Here is a 13,969-nt window from a genome sequence, read left to right as displayed (position 1 = left end):
CCGCGCCGTCAGCTCGGCGCCGTACGCCCCCACGGCCGCAGGCGCTCCAGCTGCGCCGCCACCGACAGGATCAGCGCCTCCCCGCCGGGCGGGGCCGCGATCTGCACGCCAAGCGGGGTGCCCGACTCGGGATGGATCCCCACCGGCACGCTCGCCGCGGGCCAGCCGACCAGGTTCCACAGCGACGGGAACGGGGCATAGCGGATGTTGGCCGCGAGGTTGGACAGCCAGGTCTTCTCGCTCCAGCGCAGCGCCTCGATCGGGGACCGGGCAAGCGTCGGGGTGATCACCACGTCGGAGTCGGCGAAGACCCGGCGCAACGCGGTGTCCACCTTCCGCACCTGCGCGGGGTCGACGAATCGGGTCAGCACGCGTCCGACGGCGACGTGCCTGCGGGTCCGCGGCTGCAGCAACGCCGGATCGAGTCCGGCCGCGTCGGTCGCGGCGCCCCCCATCCAGCGCGCCAAGATCACCAGCGGGTTCACCGGATAGGGCAGCCGGGCCGTCGCGAGGTGGTGGCCTGCCCCGCCCAGCACCGCGGCCGCGCTCTCCGCGCCCGCCCGCCAGTACGGATCGACCCGCACCAGCGGCAGCGGCGAACCGGTTGCCACCGCGATCCGCAGCGGACCGGGCTCGGCAACGGTCGCCAACTCAGGGCGGTCCGCCATCACCGACAGCATGAGCGCGGTGTCCTCGACCGTCGTGGCCAGCGGGCCGTTCTCCGCCATCCCGAACCAGGAGTCGACCCCCAATTCGGCTGGCACCACGCCGAGGCCGGGCTTGATGCCGACCAGCCCGCAGCAGGCGGCGGGGATCCGGATCGAGCCCATCCCGTCCGCCCCGTGCGCCGCGGGAACCATGCCTGCCGCGACCGCGGCCGCCGAACCGCCGGAGGAACCGCCGGTCGTCCGGCCGGGGTTCCACGGGTTCCTGGTGACGGTGTCCGGGGTGTCGGTGCTCCCCCACAGGCACAGCTCCGGCACCGATGTGAGACCGACAACGACCGCGCCGGCCGCACGTAGGCGCGCGACCACCGGATGGTCCGCGGGCGAGGGCTCGCGGGAACTCGCCCTCGAGCCGTTGCCCAGGGGATGCCCCGCCACCGGGACGTTGTCCTTGACCGCGATCGGGACACCCGCAAGCGGCAGCGCGGCGAGGTCGGAGCGCTCTCCGACCGCGTCGGCCTCGGCCAGGGCCTGCTCGGCGCGGACCGTGACGAACGCGCCCAGCCCCGGATCCCGCTCGGCGATCCGGGCCAGGGCCGCATGAACGGCGTCGCGGGGGGTCAGCGCGCCGGAGCGCACCTGCGCGGCAATGGCAGCAGCGGTCAGATCCGTGGACATGCCACGAGTATGGCCTGTCAGCCGCCGTAGACCGTGGGTTCGAGCGTTCCGATGTACGGCAGGTCGCGGTACCGCTCGGCGTAGTCGAGGCCGTAGCCGACGACGAACTCGTCGGGGATGTCGAAGCCGACGTTCGCGACCTCCACGTCCACCTTGATGGCGTCCGGCTTGCGGAGCAGGGTGACCACCTCGAGCGAGGCGGGGTTGCGGGTGCGCAGGTTGCGCATCAGCCAGGAAAGCGTGAGACCGGAGTCGATGATGTCCTCGACGATCAGCACGTGCCGTCCCGCGATGTCCTTGTCCAGGTCCTTGAGGATCCGGACGACACCGGAGGAGGAGGTCGACGAGCCGTAGGAGCTCACCGCCATGAACTCCATCTGGGTCGGGATCGGCAGGGCCCGCGCCAGGTCGGTCATGAAGAAGACCGCGCCCTTGAGGACGCCGACCAGCAGCAGGTCGCCCTCGGGTGCGCCGACCGGATAGCGCTCGGCGATGATCCCGGCCAATTCGGCGATCTTGTCCTGGATCTGTTCCTCGGAAATCAACACCGATGCGATGTCGCCTTCGTACACGGCGCGAATCCCTTCATTTCGACTGACCTGGTCATGGACGGAACTGTTCATTCACCGGTCCGGGCCGATCGCTGTCAGCCCGAGCGTTAGCCTGCCATGCCGCCGCGACAGCACCAACCTGGCTCCCGGGCGACCCCCGCCGATCGCGACGCCGCCCTGCCCGCGCCACCGCCCGATCAGGTCGTCCGCGGCCCGCAGCTGCCGGTCGGTCAGGTCCCTGGCGCCGTTCCCGAGCAGCCACAGACGCAGCACCCTGCGCCGCACCGCCGGGTGGATGTCGACCAGCTCGGCCACGTCGAGCCCGCCCACCGCATCGGCGGTGTCGACCCCGCCCGACCCGGCGTCGGCGAGCACCCGGACCGCGATCGCATCGAGCACCTCGCCGTCCTCGCGCAGCTGGTCGGCGGTGCGGGCCAGCGCCTGCGCCACACCGCCGCCGAGGATCTGTTCGAGCAGCGGCAGCGCCTCCGAGCGCAACCGCACCCGGGTGAACTCGGGACTGCGGTTGTGCGGATCCCGGTACGGGTCGAGCTCGAGCTCCTCGCAGGCCTTGGCCGTGACGCCGCGGCGCACCATGAGCAGCGGCCGACCCCATGGCGCGTCGAAGTCGCGCATGCCGGCGAGCGAGCGCGGTCCCGAGCCTCGGGCCAGCCCGAGCAGGACCGTCTCCGCCTGATCGTCGAGGGTGTGCCCGAGCAGGACCGGCCGGTCTGCCCGTGCGGCGCCGAGCGCCTCGTACCTGGCGCGGCGGGCGGCGGCCTCCAGCCCGCCGTCGCGGTCGACGCTCACCGTCAGCACCCGCGCCGATGCACAGCCGAGTGCCAGGGCGCGGGCGGCGGCCTGCTCGGCCACCGCCGCCGAGCCCTCCTGCAGCCGGTGGTCGACCACGAGGGCATGCACCGGCCCGGCCTCGGCGACCGCGGCAGCGGTCAGCGCCAGCGAGTCGGCCCCACCGGACAGGGCCACCGCGACACCCGTGCCGGCACCGTGCGCGGCGACCCAGCGCCGGACGGCGTGCCGCACCTCCAGCAACGCCGGTCCCTCGGGCAACGGCGGCCGGCTCATGCCAGGACCCGGGCGATCCAGCTCTCGGGGTCGTCGATCTCGGCGAGCAGCGGCAGGGTGTCGGGTCCGGTCCAGATCGCATTGAACTCGGCCATCCCGACCCGGCCGACGACGGCGTCGACGAAGGCCTTGCCCCGCACGTACTGGGCCATCTTGGCGTCCATCCCGAGCAGCGCGCGGACCAGTCGTTGCAGCGGGTTCACCTGCCGGGCGCGGCGGCGGTCGAACGCCCGCCGGATCGCCACCACCGACGGGACGACTGCGGGCCCGACCGCATCCATCACGTGGTCTGCGTGCCCCTCCAGCAGCGTGCCGAGCATCAGCAACCGGTCGAGGGCGGCCCGCTGCGACTCCGCCTGGGTGGCGCGCAGCAGCCCGAGCACCCCGCGGTCCTCGGGCGCGGCATCGTCGCCCCTGCGCTGGCGGAGCACCGTGGTGAGCCTGCCGAGCAACTCGGCGACGGACTCGTCGCCGCCCTCGCCGATCGCACCGACGTTGTCCCGCATGTATCCGGCCAGCCAGGGCGAGGAGGAGAACTGGACCCGATGGGTGACCTCGTGCAGGCACACCCACATCCGGAAGTCGCTCGGCACCACCTTCAACGCCCGCTCGACGCTGACCACGTTGGGCGCCACCAGCAGCAGCGTGCCGTGCTCGCCGGTGAAGGGGTCGTACTGGCCGAGGATCGCCGAGGACAGGAACGCGAGCATCGCACCCGCCTGCAACCCGGCTGGCACACCGCCGAGCAGGCCGCGGTCGGTGACCGCGTCGTCCCCGGTGAGGTTGGCCATCGATCGGGCCGCGGCGCGGACCCAGCCGGCCCGGTCCACGACCTGCGCCTCCGGGACGGGCAGCCCGTCGGCCAGCCCGGTGACGTCCCTGACCGGTCCCTCCGCACGGATCGAGGCCGCGGACAGCTCCGCGACCGCCGCTTCCGCGGAGTATCTGGTGGTACTCGGGCCGGGCTTGGTCAGCCGCACCCCGGTTCGGGAAGCCAGGTCCCAGTCGACGACGCCGGCGAATCCGCCGGATCGTGGAGAGTTCGCCGCCTCGCGGCTCACAGGCACCCGCAGGATCGCAGGGCAGACGCGATGGCGTCGAGAGCGGGGCGACTGACCTCCGGCGGTCGGTCATTGGACATCAGCGCGAAGGTCAGTACCCGGTTGTCGACGTCGGTGACGTAGCCGACGAGCGCGCTCGCGTTGGACAGCGTCCCGGTCTTGGCCCTGACCCATCCGGCGCCGCGTCGATCGCCCGAGGCGTAGCGGTCGGACAGTGTCCCGGTGGCCCCGGCCACCGGCAGGTAGTCCAGCATCGGCCGCAGCCGCTGGTCGGCGTCGCCCGCGGCGTCGGTGAGCGCCTGGTCCAGCAGCCGCGCCGGGATGCGGTTGTCCACGGAGAGCCCGCTGGCGTCGTGCAGCGTCATCCCGTTGGTGTCGATGCCCGCGGAGTCGAGGGTCTGGCCGATCGCGGTGACCGCGCCCGCGAACGAGGGTTCTGTCCCGACCGCGATGGCGATCTCCCTGCCGATGGCCTCGGCGAGCACGTTGTCCGAGTGGCCCATCATCTGGCCGAGTCGGTCACGCAGGGCGGCGGATTCGACGGACGCCAGCGGCGCCGCGCCCGGCGGCGCGATCCCGGGGGTGACCTTGGCGGGGTCGACGCCGAGTGCGGCGGCCAGCGCGCGGCCCGTGTCCAGGGACGCGGTCGCGGTGCGGGGCGACTCGTCCTCGAGCGGGTTGAGTCGCCCTCCGTCGAGCATCAGCGACTCGATGGGCGCGATGTAGCCGGCTCCGATGTCCGCGGGGAACCAGCCCTGCGCCATGGTCGGCCCGGCGTAGGCGCTCGTGTCCACCACGATGCTGTCCACCGGGGCCCCGGCGCCCCGGATCTGGGCGGCCAGATCCTCCACGCGCGGCGCGCCCGGGTAGAAGCCGGGCTGGCCCGCCGGCTGCGCGGTGAGGGTGGGATCGCCGCCACCGATCAACACGATCTGGCCGGGCACGGCGCCCTGCACCACCCTGGTGGCCACCCGGTGCTCCGGGGGCAGCGCGAGCAACGCCGCCGTCGCGGTGGCGATCTTGGTCGTCGACGCCGGGGTCATCGGAACCTCGGGACGCTGGCTCCAGAGCACGGTGCCGGTCGCCGCGTCGGACACGGCGCCGGTGAAGTTGCCGAGACCGGGGTCGGCCAACGCGGCACCGAGAGCGGCGGCGAGGGCGGCGGGATCTGGGACCGGGGCATCCGTCGGCACCGGCGCGACCTTGGGGTCGGGCAGGATCGGCGGCGGCTCCGGCATGGTGGTGGTCGCCGCGTCGGCGGAGGAGTCGCCGTCGAATCGCTGGCCGGCGAACACCGCCGCGCCCGCGCCAACGACGAGGACCAGCCCCGCGGACAGGAGGAGCCGGACCCGCTTGCGCCGTCGCGCCGCCAAGGACCCCAGCTTCCGGTCCTTGGATCCGAGCTTTGCCAACACCCCTCCGTTTGTTTTCCGGCCCGCCGCTGCGCCGCAGGTCCGTCTATTGCCTCCACATTATCCCGGACGGGCTACCCTGACCCCGCACCATCCACCGAGACAAAGCGAGGAAGAGGCGTGGAGTTCGACGTCACCATCGAGATCCCCAAGGGTCAGCGCAACAAGTACGAGGTCGATCACGAGACCGGCCGCGTCAAGCTGGACCGCTACCTCTACACCTCCTTCGGCTACCCCGCCGACTACGGCTACATCGAGAACACCCTCGGCGAGGACGGCGACCCGCTCGACGCGATGGTGCTGCTGCCCGAGTCGGTCTTCCCCGGCGTGATCGTCGAGGCCCGCCCCGTCGGCATGTTCAAGATGGTCGACGAGGCCGGCGGCGACGACAAGGTGCTGTGCGTGCCCGCCGGCGACCCGCGCTGGGATCACATCCAGGATCTCGCCGACGTCTCGCAGTTCGAGCTGGACGCGATCAAGCACTTCTTCGTGCACTACAAGGACCTCGAGCCGAACAAGCACGTCACCGGCGCCGACTGGGTCGGCCGCGCGGAGGCCGAAAAGGTCATCACCGAGGCCGTCGAGCGGCTGAAGGCCAACGGCGGCCACTGAGCTGAGGGTCCTCTGGACCACTGAATCACCGAAAGTGTGGGATCCCACCCGGTTTCCGGGCGGGATCCCACACTTTTCTCGTCGTAGGCCTTCACTAGGATTCCCGAGGTGAACGGATACGACGATCTCGACCACCTCGACACCTCGGCGCTGCCGCCCCGCCAGCAGCGGATTCTGGCCGTCATCCGGGACTTCGTGGTCGAGAAGGGGTATTCGCCCAGCACCCGGCAGATCGGGGACGCGGTGGGCCTGCGGTCCCCATCGACGGTGTCGAAGCACCTGAAGAGCCTGGAGGAGAACGGCTTTCTGCGGCGCGGCGACTCGGTGTCGCGGCCGATCGACGTGCGCCTGTTCCTCCGGGGATCGACGACGCGGGAATCGGCGAAGGACTCGGTGCAGGTGCCCGTGGTCGGTGACATCGCGGCAGGCACCCCGATCCTCGCCGAGCAGCACGCCGACGACATGCTGACCGTGCCGCGCGAACTGGTCGGATCCGGCACGGTGTTCGGCCTGCGCGTGCGCGGCGATTCGATGGTCGACGCCGCGATCCTCGACGGCGACATCGTGATGGTTCGGCAACAGCACGAGGCACATTCGGGCCAGATCGTCGCCGCGATGATCGACGGCGAGGCCACCGTCAAGGTGTACCGGCGCCGGAACGGGCACACCTATCTCGAACCGCGTAACCCTGCCTACCAGGTCCTCGACGGCGACGAAGCCGTGGTGCTGGGCAAGGTCGTCTCGGTGATGCGCCGAGTCTGAACGACGCACTTCAGTGGTCTCGCCCGGCAGCCGGGCGAGACCACTCATGCACGTTTCGGCCTATTCCTCGCCGTCGCCGTTCTCCTTGCGGGCGGCCGCCGAGGCCGCCAGTCCCCCTGCCGTGCGCAGCGGGACCTCCTTCCAGAAGAAGACCAGCACCAGTCCGACCAACGCCACGCCGGTCACGGACAGGAACACCGTCGACATCGACTCGGAGAACCCGACCTTGAACGGCTGGGCCAGCACCGGGCTGAGCTGCTGGATGATCGAGCTGTCCTCGAGGACCCGACCGGCCGAGGTGACGTCCTGGCTCGCCAACCCGGTCGACAGCGCGACATCGGCAGGGTTGGCGCTGTGCAGCCCGTCCACGACCGCCTGCTGGAAGGCCGGATCCTTGGCGGCCGAACGCAGCTCGTCGCTGATGTTGGGGGTCAGCTGCGTGAACAGGATCGACAGGAACACCGCGACGCCGAGGGTGCCGCCGATCTGGCGGAAGAAGGTCGCGGCCGCCGTCGACACCCCCATGTCCTGCGGGGGCAGCGCGTTCTGGATCGCCAACGTCAACGGCTGCATCAGGTTGCCCAGACCGAAGCCGGTGATCGCCATGAAGACCATGACCAGCGGCAGCGGCGAATCCGCGTGCACGAAGTGCAGCAGGAACATACCGAGGGTGAGCAGCGAGGCGCCGATCAGCGGGTAGGCCCGGTAGTGCCCCGTCTTGGAGATCCGCTGACCCGAGATGATCGAGCCCGCCATGAGTCCGAGCACCATCGGCAGCATCTGCATGCCCGCCAACGTGGGGCTCGACCCGCGGACCACCTGCAGGTACTGCGGCAGCAACGTGATGCCACCGAACATCGCGGCCCCGACGACGATCGAGATGACCACGCCCATCGCGAAGGTGGAGTTGCGGAACATCCGCAGCGGGATCAGTGCGGCGTCGCGCATCCCGCGTTCCACGAAGATGAACCCGAGCACGCCGAGCACGCCGATGACGTAGCAGGCGATCGAAAGGTTACTGCCCCAGCCCCATTCGCGTCCCTGCTCGGCGACCACCAGCAGCGGGACGATGCCGATCGCGAGGACGAGCGCGCCCCACCAGTCGATCCGCACCCCGGGACGGCGGACCTTCGGCAGGTGCAGCACCTTCGAGACGACCGCCAGCGCGAACACGCCGATCGGGACGTTGACCAGGAAAACCCAACGCCAGCCGTCGATTCCGAGGATGGTCTCCTGGCCGGCCAGCAGGCCGCCGAGCACCGGCCCCAGCACGCTGGACGTGCCGAAGACCGCGAGGAAGTAACCCTGATACTTGGCGCGTTCGCGCGGACCGACGATGTCGCCGAGGATGGCGAGCGCCAACGACATCAACCCGCCCGCGCCGAGGCCCTGGAAGGCGCGGAACGCGGCCAGCGCGTACATCGACTGGGCGAGGGTGCACAGCAGCGAGCCGAGCACGAAGATGACGATCGCGGCCATGAAGAACGGCTTTCGGCCGTACATGTCGGACAACTTGCCGTACAGCGGGGTGGAGAGCGTGGCGGTGATCAGGTATGCGGTGGTCACCCAGGCCTGCAGCGCGTAACCCTGCAGGTCGTCGGCGATCGTCCGGATCGCCGTCGAGACGATGGTCTGGTCGAGCGAGGCCAGGAACATGCCAAGCATCAGTCCGCTCAGGATGACCAGGATCTCGCGATGGCTGAACTCCCCGGCGGCAGGTGCGGGGGCGGGGGCGGTGTGTTCGGGCGATTTGGTCATCGGACACCCCGCTCCGCATCAGAGTCGCTCCGCAGGCTCCGCTCGGCGACACTCTCGCTCCGCAGGCTCCGCTCGGGCGAGAACAGCGGGCGCATCCGCTCGTAGTCCGTCACGAACCGGTCCATCAGGCGCGCGAAGTCCTGCAGGTCCTCGATGGACCATTCGTCGAGCATCATCCCGAGCCGCTCGTTGCGCAGGGCGCGGATCCGGCCCGCGGCGGCCCGTCCTGACTCGGTGACGGCGAGCACGCTGGCCCTGCCGTCTGTGGGGTCGGCCTGGCGCTGCACGTGCCCGCGTTCGACGAGCTGCGCCACCTGGCGACTGACGGTCGACGGGTCGGTGTACATCGATTCCGCGAGCGCGCCCGACCGCATCGGGCCGTCCTTGAGCAGGCGGAACAGGCAGCCATAGGCCGCCGGGTCGATCCCGTCGGTGGACTTCGCGTGGGCGATGGTCCGCTCCCGCACCCGCTGCAGCCGAACCAGGAAATTGCCGATCTCGTCGGCGTATGGCTCGATCTCGTCTCGCATCCCGCGCCCCAATGCTTGCGTCACTCAACTAGTTTCTGGCCGCAAGTATGTGACGGGGCCACGCCGTTGGGCAAGCGACAAATGACGAGAACCCCCGTCCGGTTCGGCCGGACGAGGGTTCCCACAAACGGAGGGGAGGGAGGTCAGCGACCCTGGAAGTCCGGGGTGCGCTTCTGGAACACCGCGGCCATGGCCTCGCCGATGTCCTCGGAGGCGAGGAATGCCGCATTCCAGGCCGCCACGTACCGCAGGCTGTCGTCCACGCCCGCCGAACGGCGGTGATCGAGCACGTCCTTGATGCCGTGCACCACCAGCGGCGGGTTCGCGGCGATCTCGGCGGCGGTGACGTGTGCGGCCGCCAGGACAGCGTCGGCATCGGCGAACACGTCGTTGACCAGGCCGATCTTCTCGGCCCGCGCCGCGTCGATGTCCTTGCCGGTGAGCGCGAGCTCACGCAGGTGGCCGTCGCCGATGATCGCGGGCAGCCGGGCGAGGGTGCCCATGTCCGCGACGATCGCGACCTTCACCTCGCGGATGCTGAACTTCGCGTCCGCGCTCGCGTAACGGATGTCGGCCGCGGTGACGAGGTCGACGGCGCCACCGATGCACCAGCCCTGGATGGCCGCGACGACCGGCTTGCGGCAGTCGGCCACGGCGTTGATCGAGCGCTGCATCTGCTTGATGTCCTCGTGGAAGGCGGTCCGCGGTGCGGCCTGTGCCTTGTCGCCGAGGACCGGCGCCATCATCGGGGCCATCGCCGCGAGGTCGAGGCCGAAGGAGAAGTGCTTGCCGGCTCCGGCGAGGACCACGGCCCGCACCTCGGGGTCGGCGTCCAGCTCGGCGAAGATCAGCGGCAGCTCGCGCCAGAAATCGGGACCCTGCGCGTTGCCCTTGCCGGGCCCGATGAGGGTCACCTGCGCGACGCGGTCCTTGCGCTCGACGGTGAAGGCATTCCAGGTCTGCTCGGTCATTACTCAAGAGTAACAATCCCCGGCGGCGCACGTTAAGGCTGCGCAAACTCCACCCGCGGGGTCTTTTCCGGGGTCAGACTGAAGCGCAGAATCGGCTTTCAGGAGCCGGGCGAGATCGGAGATGCCATGTTGATGCATCAGGGGATCGGACTCGACAGGTTCAACGCGCTGTCCGAGCGGGGCGCGGTGCACGCGCTGTTCGAGTGCTGCTGCTCGGCGACCTGGGCCAGGCATGTCGCGGAGGGCAGGCCGTACGGATCGCACCGCGAGCTGCTCACCGCGGCGGACTCCGAGCTGTTCGAGCTGTCCGAGGCGGACATCGACCGGGCGCTGGAGTGTCACCCCGGCATCGGCCGCCGGGCCCAGACCACGGCCTCGAGCCAGGAGCAGTGCGCGGTCTGGGCGCCCGACGAGGCCACCATGTCCGCGGTACTGGAGGCGACGGCGCGCTACGAGGAGAAATTCGGCCACGTCTACCTGTGGTGTGCCGCCGGTCGCGAGGCGACGGACCTGCTCGACGACCTGGCCCACCGGCTGGACAACTCCCCCGACGCCGAGCAGAAGACCATGCTCGGTGAGCTCGCGAAGATCAACCGGAGCCGGATCGAGCGGATGCTCGGTCCGGAGGGCGGCTACCTCGACTACTGACGCGCGGGCACCGCGCTCAGCCCGACCCTCGTCGCGAACACGGCCGCCGCCGTCCGATTCGGCGAGCCGGTCTTTCGCAGGATGTTCTCGACGTGGGTCGCCACGGTGGCGGCGCCGACGCCGAGGGCGGCGGCGATCTGGGCATTCGATCGCCCGCCCGAGACGAGTACCAGCACCTCCAGCTCGCGAAGGGTCAACTCGGCGGGGGCCTCGACGCCGCGGTACCGGACCAGGGTGCCCGCCCGGACCGACTCCAGGCGCACCCGGAACACCTCCCCGTCGACGATCAGGATCCGGAACTCCGCGCCGGCCGCGCACTGATCCCGCCACGGCTCCCCCGCGCCGAGCAGACGCGGCGAGGCGCCCGCGGTGACCGGCCACGGCCGACCCGCGGCGTCCACCACGAAGGCCTCCTCGCCGGGCTCGACGCGAACCCGGCCGCCCTCTGCGCTTGCCAGCGGATCGATGGACTCCGCCAGCGTCTCCGCCAGCAGGGAGACCAGCGCGAGCGACTGGTCGTCCACGCCGTCCTCCGCGTAGGTGCTCAGGTTCAGCATCCCCACGTACCGCCCGTCCGGGGAGAACAGGCAATGGCTGAGCCCGTCCCGGTATCCGTGCACCCCGATGACATCGTCGAAGATCGCCCCATGCCTGCGGCCGGGCTCGATGTCGTGCAGCCGCAGCGGGATCCGGTGCTGCTGCAGATCGGCGAACAGGGGCAGATCCTGCATCCGCTGGTTCAGTGTCCTGGCCGCCTTCGGCGAATAGCCGAAGCTGGCCGACGTCAGGTGCTGCCGCCGCATCGGGTCCCAACGGGAGAGCGCCGCGTGATCGTGCGGGACCGCGGCGCGCAATGCGAACAGCAACCGGCCCGCCTCCGGAGCCCGCGCGCCCGCGCCGACCTCCGCGCGCAGACGCACGGCGGCTCCCAGACGCTCACGCGCGGACGACGCACTCATGGCAGGAGTATGCCCCGCCCCCGGCCGCGCCCACCGCGATTCACGCCTCCGCAAAACGACGGAGGCCGAGAACGCCGGCACGCCATACCGTCCGCGGAACCCACACCACCACGAGGAGGACCGTATGGACATCGGTGAATACGCGGCACAGGACGCGACGGGCCTTGCGGCCCTGATCCGCGACCGGCAGGTCAGCGCGGCAGAGGTCGCGGCGGCCGCAGGACAGGCGCTCGACAAGATCGATCCGCAGTTGTCCGCGATCGCCGGCGAGCGGTACGAGGCCCCGCTCGGCTTCGACGAGACGGGGGTCTTCGCGGGAGTTCCGTTCGCGATCAAGGACCTCATCGTGCATGCGGCGGGCGTCCCGGCCCGCAGCGGCAGCAGGTTGTTCGGCCCGGGTGTCGTCTATCCGTACGACACCCACTTGATGGCCCGCTTCCGCCGGGCCGGCCTGGCCACGATGGCGACGACCACCTCGCCCGAGTTCGGCTTCAACGCCACCACGGAGGCGCTGGCCTACGGCGGGCCGACCCGCAATCCGTGGGATCTCACCCGTAGCGCGGGCGGCTCCAGCGGAGGTTCGGCCGCGCTGGTCGCCGCGGGCGCACTGCCGATGGCGCACGCCAACGACGGCGGCGGGTCGATCCGGATCCCGGCAGCGGCCTGCGGGGCCGTCGGCCTCAAACCGAGCCGGGGTCGGATCACCGCGGGGCCGGACTTCGCCGATCCACTCATGGGTCTCGGCGTCGAGTTCGCGATCACCAGGAGCGTGCGCGACTGCGCAGCGCTGTTCGACGCCGTGCACGGCTCCGAGCCGGGCGACCGCTACCTCTTCCCCGCACCGGAACGGCCCTTCGCCGAGCTGGCGCGGACCGGATCTCGGCGGCTCCGGATCGCCTTCACCACGAGCCCCGCCGACCCGGACCGCGCGGTGGACCCGGAGAGTGTGGCCGCGGTCCAGATGGTCGCGCAGCAGTTGTCGGAGCTGGGCCACGAGGTGCACGAGGCCGCGCCGTCGATCGACTCCGTGGCGTTCGACCGCGCAAACCTCGACGCCTGGTGCAGCTTCCTCGGCGATGCCGTGACGGGTGCCGCGGCTCAGCTGGGCCTGACCCCCGGACGGGAACACCTCGAGGCGACCACCCTCGCGTGCGTGGAGCATGGAAAGGCGCTGTCCGCCTTCGACATCTACGCCGCCGAGCGGGTGTTCAACACCGTGACGCGAGAGGTCGCACGGTTCCTCACCGGGTTCGATGTTCTGCTGACGCCCACGACGAGCCGACCGACCATCCCGCTCGGCCGCCTCGACGCCGACGACCCCGCGCTGGACGCACGCGGCTGGTACGACCGGATCTTCGAGTACGCCTCGTTCACGGCGCTGTTCAACGCGACCGGGCACCCCGCCATCTCGCTCCCGCTCGCCCAGTCGACGCAGGGCTGGCCGATCGGCATGCAGTTCGTCGGCCGGTACGGCGACGAGGGGACGCTGCTGGCGCTGGCGGGCGACCTCGAGCGGGCGATGCCCTGGGCCGGCCGGCGCCCGCCGGTATCGGTGTACTGACCGCCCCACCGCGGTTGAGTGACCCCGTGAGGGGCAGGCTCAACCGCGGGTGGCGCTCGCGATCGCCCCGGCGAACAGCTCGGACACGGCCGTCTGAACAGCGCGCCGGTCGACCTGCTCGGGGTCGACCGCGTGCTCGAGCATCAGCCCGGAGATCAGCGCCATCAGCGTGATCGCGGTGTTGCGGGCGTCGAGGCGCCGCCCGACGCCCCAATCCGATGCCCGCTCGGCGATGAGTTCCTCGAGCTGGCCGCGCAGGTGCCGCCGCTCGCGCAGGTAGGCCTGCGCGATCTTCGGGTCCCTTGCGGCCTGCAGGCCGAACTCGAGCACGAGCAACGCCCAGCCGGGGTCGGAGACCAGCCAGGAGCTGATCGTCTCGCCGCCCCGCCCCGCGGCGGCGGTCGGACTGAGCCCCGCGATCTCGGCGAGCACCCGCCCGGCCAGCTCGAGGGACCGTTGCGCGAACAGCTCCGCGAACAGGTCCTGCTTGGACTCGAAGTTCGAGTACACCGCGCCCTTGGTGAACCCCGCCCTGCGGGCGATGTCCGCCAGCGTGGCCGCGGCGAAGCCGTTCTCGACGAACTCCTCGGCGGCCGCGTCGATCAGCCGTTGGCGCACCACGTCGCGTCCCGGCCGGGCGAGCGGGCCCGGCGGTGACGCAGCTCTCCCTTGACCTACCTCGTTCACGATACCTACGGTATTCAATACCGAGAGT

The 13,969-nt window shown here is 71.0% G+C and carries 14 protein-coding genes; 4 read left to right on the top strand and 10 right to left on the bottom strand.

Going from position 1 to position 13,969, the window contains the following annotated elements:
* Window positions 1-8: 8 nt before the first annotated feature.
* The 5 genes from ABIC28_RS10500 to dacB are packed head-to-tail and all read right to left on the bottom strand — an operon-like array spanning window position 9 to window position 5,456.
* Window positions 9-1,343 carry an amidase gene (locus ABIC28_RS10500; RefSeq protein ID WP_354578735.1) on the bottom strand — a complete coding sequence of 445 codons (1,335 nt, stop codon included), beginning with the start codon at window positions 1,341-1,343 and terminating at the stop codon, window positions 9-11.
* A gap of 17 nt (window positions 1,344-1,360) precedes the next feature.
* Complete coding sequence (gene hpt / locus ABIC28_RS10495; protein ID WP_097212903.1) at window positions 1,361-1,915, bottom strand: hypoxanthine phosphoribosyltransferase; 555 nt, start codon at window positions 1,913-1,915, stop codon at window positions 1,361-1,363.
* A gap of 51 nt (window positions 1,916-1,966) precedes the next feature.
* Window positions 1,967-2,980 (bottom strand): tRNA lysidine(34) synthetase TilS, encoded by a 1,014-nt coding sequence (tilS, locus tag ABIC28_RS10490; RefSeq protein WP_097212902.1) that lies wholly within the window; start codon window positions 2,978-2,980, stop codon window positions 1,967-1,969.
* On the bottom strand, window positions 2,977-4,053 hold the full coding sequence (locus tag ABIC28_RS10485) for a zinc-dependent metalloprotease (RefSeq protein ID WP_502945007.1): 1,077 nt from the start codon (window positions 4,051-4,053) through the stop codon (window positions 2,977-2,979). Before ABIC28_RS10485 ends, tilS begins: the two co-directional genes overlap by 4 nt.
* Entirely contained in the window at window positions 4,038-5,456 is a 1,419-nt protein-coding gene (gene dacB, locus ABIC28_RS10480; protein WP_502945005.1) for a D-alanyl-D-alanine carboxypeptidase/D-alanyl-D-alanine endopeptidase, read from the bottom strand. Before dacB ends, ABIC28_RS10485 begins: the two co-directional genes overlap by 16 nt.
* Window positions 5,457-5,573: 117 nt before the next feature.
* On the opposite strand from dacB, the gene ABIC28_RS10475 reads away from it, so the two are divergent.
* Complete coding sequence (locus ABIC28_RS10475) at window positions 5,574-6,065, top strand: inorganic diphosphatase (RefSeq protein ID WP_031939457.1); 492 nt, start codon at window positions 5,574-5,576, stop codon at window positions 6,063-6,065.
* Between the two features lie 108 nt (window positions 6,066-6,173).
* A complete protein-coding gene (gene lexA / locus ABIC28_RS10470; protein WP_097212899.1) occupies window positions 6,174-6,827 on the top strand; it encodes a transcriptional repressor LexA in 654 nt (217 codons plus the stop codon).
* A 60-nt stretch (window positions 6,828-6,887) separates the two neighbouring features.
* Here lexA and ABIC28_RS10465 read toward each other — a convergent pair whose 3' ends face one another.
* The 3 genes from ABIC28_RS10465 to ABIC28_RS10455 form a co-directional block, all read right to left on the bottom strand.
* Entirely contained in the window at window positions 6,888-8,585 is a 1,698-nt protein-coding gene (locus tag ABIC28_RS10465; RefSeq protein ID WP_354578731.1) for an MDR family MFS transporter, read from the bottom strand.
* Window positions 8,582-9,139 (bottom strand): MarR family winged helix-turn-helix transcriptional regulator, encoded by a 558-nt coding sequence (locus tag ABIC28_RS10460; RefSeq protein WP_269589504.1) that lies wholly within the window; start codon window positions 9,137-9,139, stop codon window positions 8,582-8,584. The genes ABIC28_RS10465 and ABIC28_RS10460 overlap by 4 nt, the downstream gene beginning before the upstream one ends.
* Before the next feature lie 119 nt (window positions 9,140-9,258).
* Window positions 9,259-10,086 (bottom strand): crotonase/enoyl-CoA hydratase family protein, encoded by an 828-nt coding sequence (locus ABIC28_RS10455; RefSeq protein ID WP_097212895.1) that lies wholly within the window; start codon window positions 10,084-10,086, stop codon window positions 9,259-9,261.
* 126 nt (window positions 10,087-10,212) lie between these two features.
* On the opposite strand from ABIC28_RS10455, the gene uraD reads away from it, so the two are divergent.
* Complete coding sequence (gene uraD / locus ABIC28_RS10450) at window positions 10,213-10,734, top strand: 2-oxo-4-hydroxy-4-carboxy-5-ureidoimidazoline decarboxylase (RefSeq protein ID WP_354578728.1); 522 nt, start codon at window positions 10,213-10,215, stop codon at window positions 10,732-10,734.
* On the opposite strand, the gene ABIC28_RS10445 is transcribed toward uraD, so the two are convergent.
* Entirely contained in the window at window positions 10,728-11,693 is a 966-nt protein-coding gene (locus tag ABIC28_RS10445; RefSeq protein WP_354578726.1) for a helix-turn-helix transcriptional regulator, read from the bottom strand. The genes uraD and ABIC28_RS10445 overlap by 7 nt on opposite strands.
* A gap of 124 nt (window positions 11,694-11,817) precedes the next feature.
* On the opposite strand from ABIC28_RS10445, the gene ABIC28_RS10440 reads away from it, so the two are divergent.
* Complete coding sequence (locus tag ABIC28_RS10440) at window positions 11,818-13,254, top strand: amidase (RefSeq protein WP_354578724.1); 1,437 nt, start codon at window positions 11,818-11,820, stop codon at window positions 13,252-13,254.
* A gap of 39 nt (window positions 13,255-13,293) precedes the next feature.
* Here ABIC28_RS10440 and ABIC28_RS10435 read toward each other — a convergent pair whose 3' ends face one another.
* Entirely contained in the window at window positions 13,294-13,872 is a 579-nt protein-coding gene (locus ABIC28_RS10435) for a TetR/AcrR family transcriptional regulator (RefSeq protein ID WP_097212982.1), read from the bottom strand.
* Between the last annotated feature and the right edge of the window lie 97 nt (window positions 13,873-13,969).

It is taken from the genome of Rhodococcus sp. PvR044, from assembly GCF_040548995.1.
In the GTDB taxonomy this organism is placed as follows: domain Bacteria; phylum Actinomycetota; class Actinomycetes; order Mycobacteriales; family Mycobacteriaceae; genus Rhodococcus_G; species Rhodococcus_G oryzae.
Note: the sequence above shows the minus strand (reverse complement) of the source record. Positions and strands in the feature narration are given on the sequence as shown.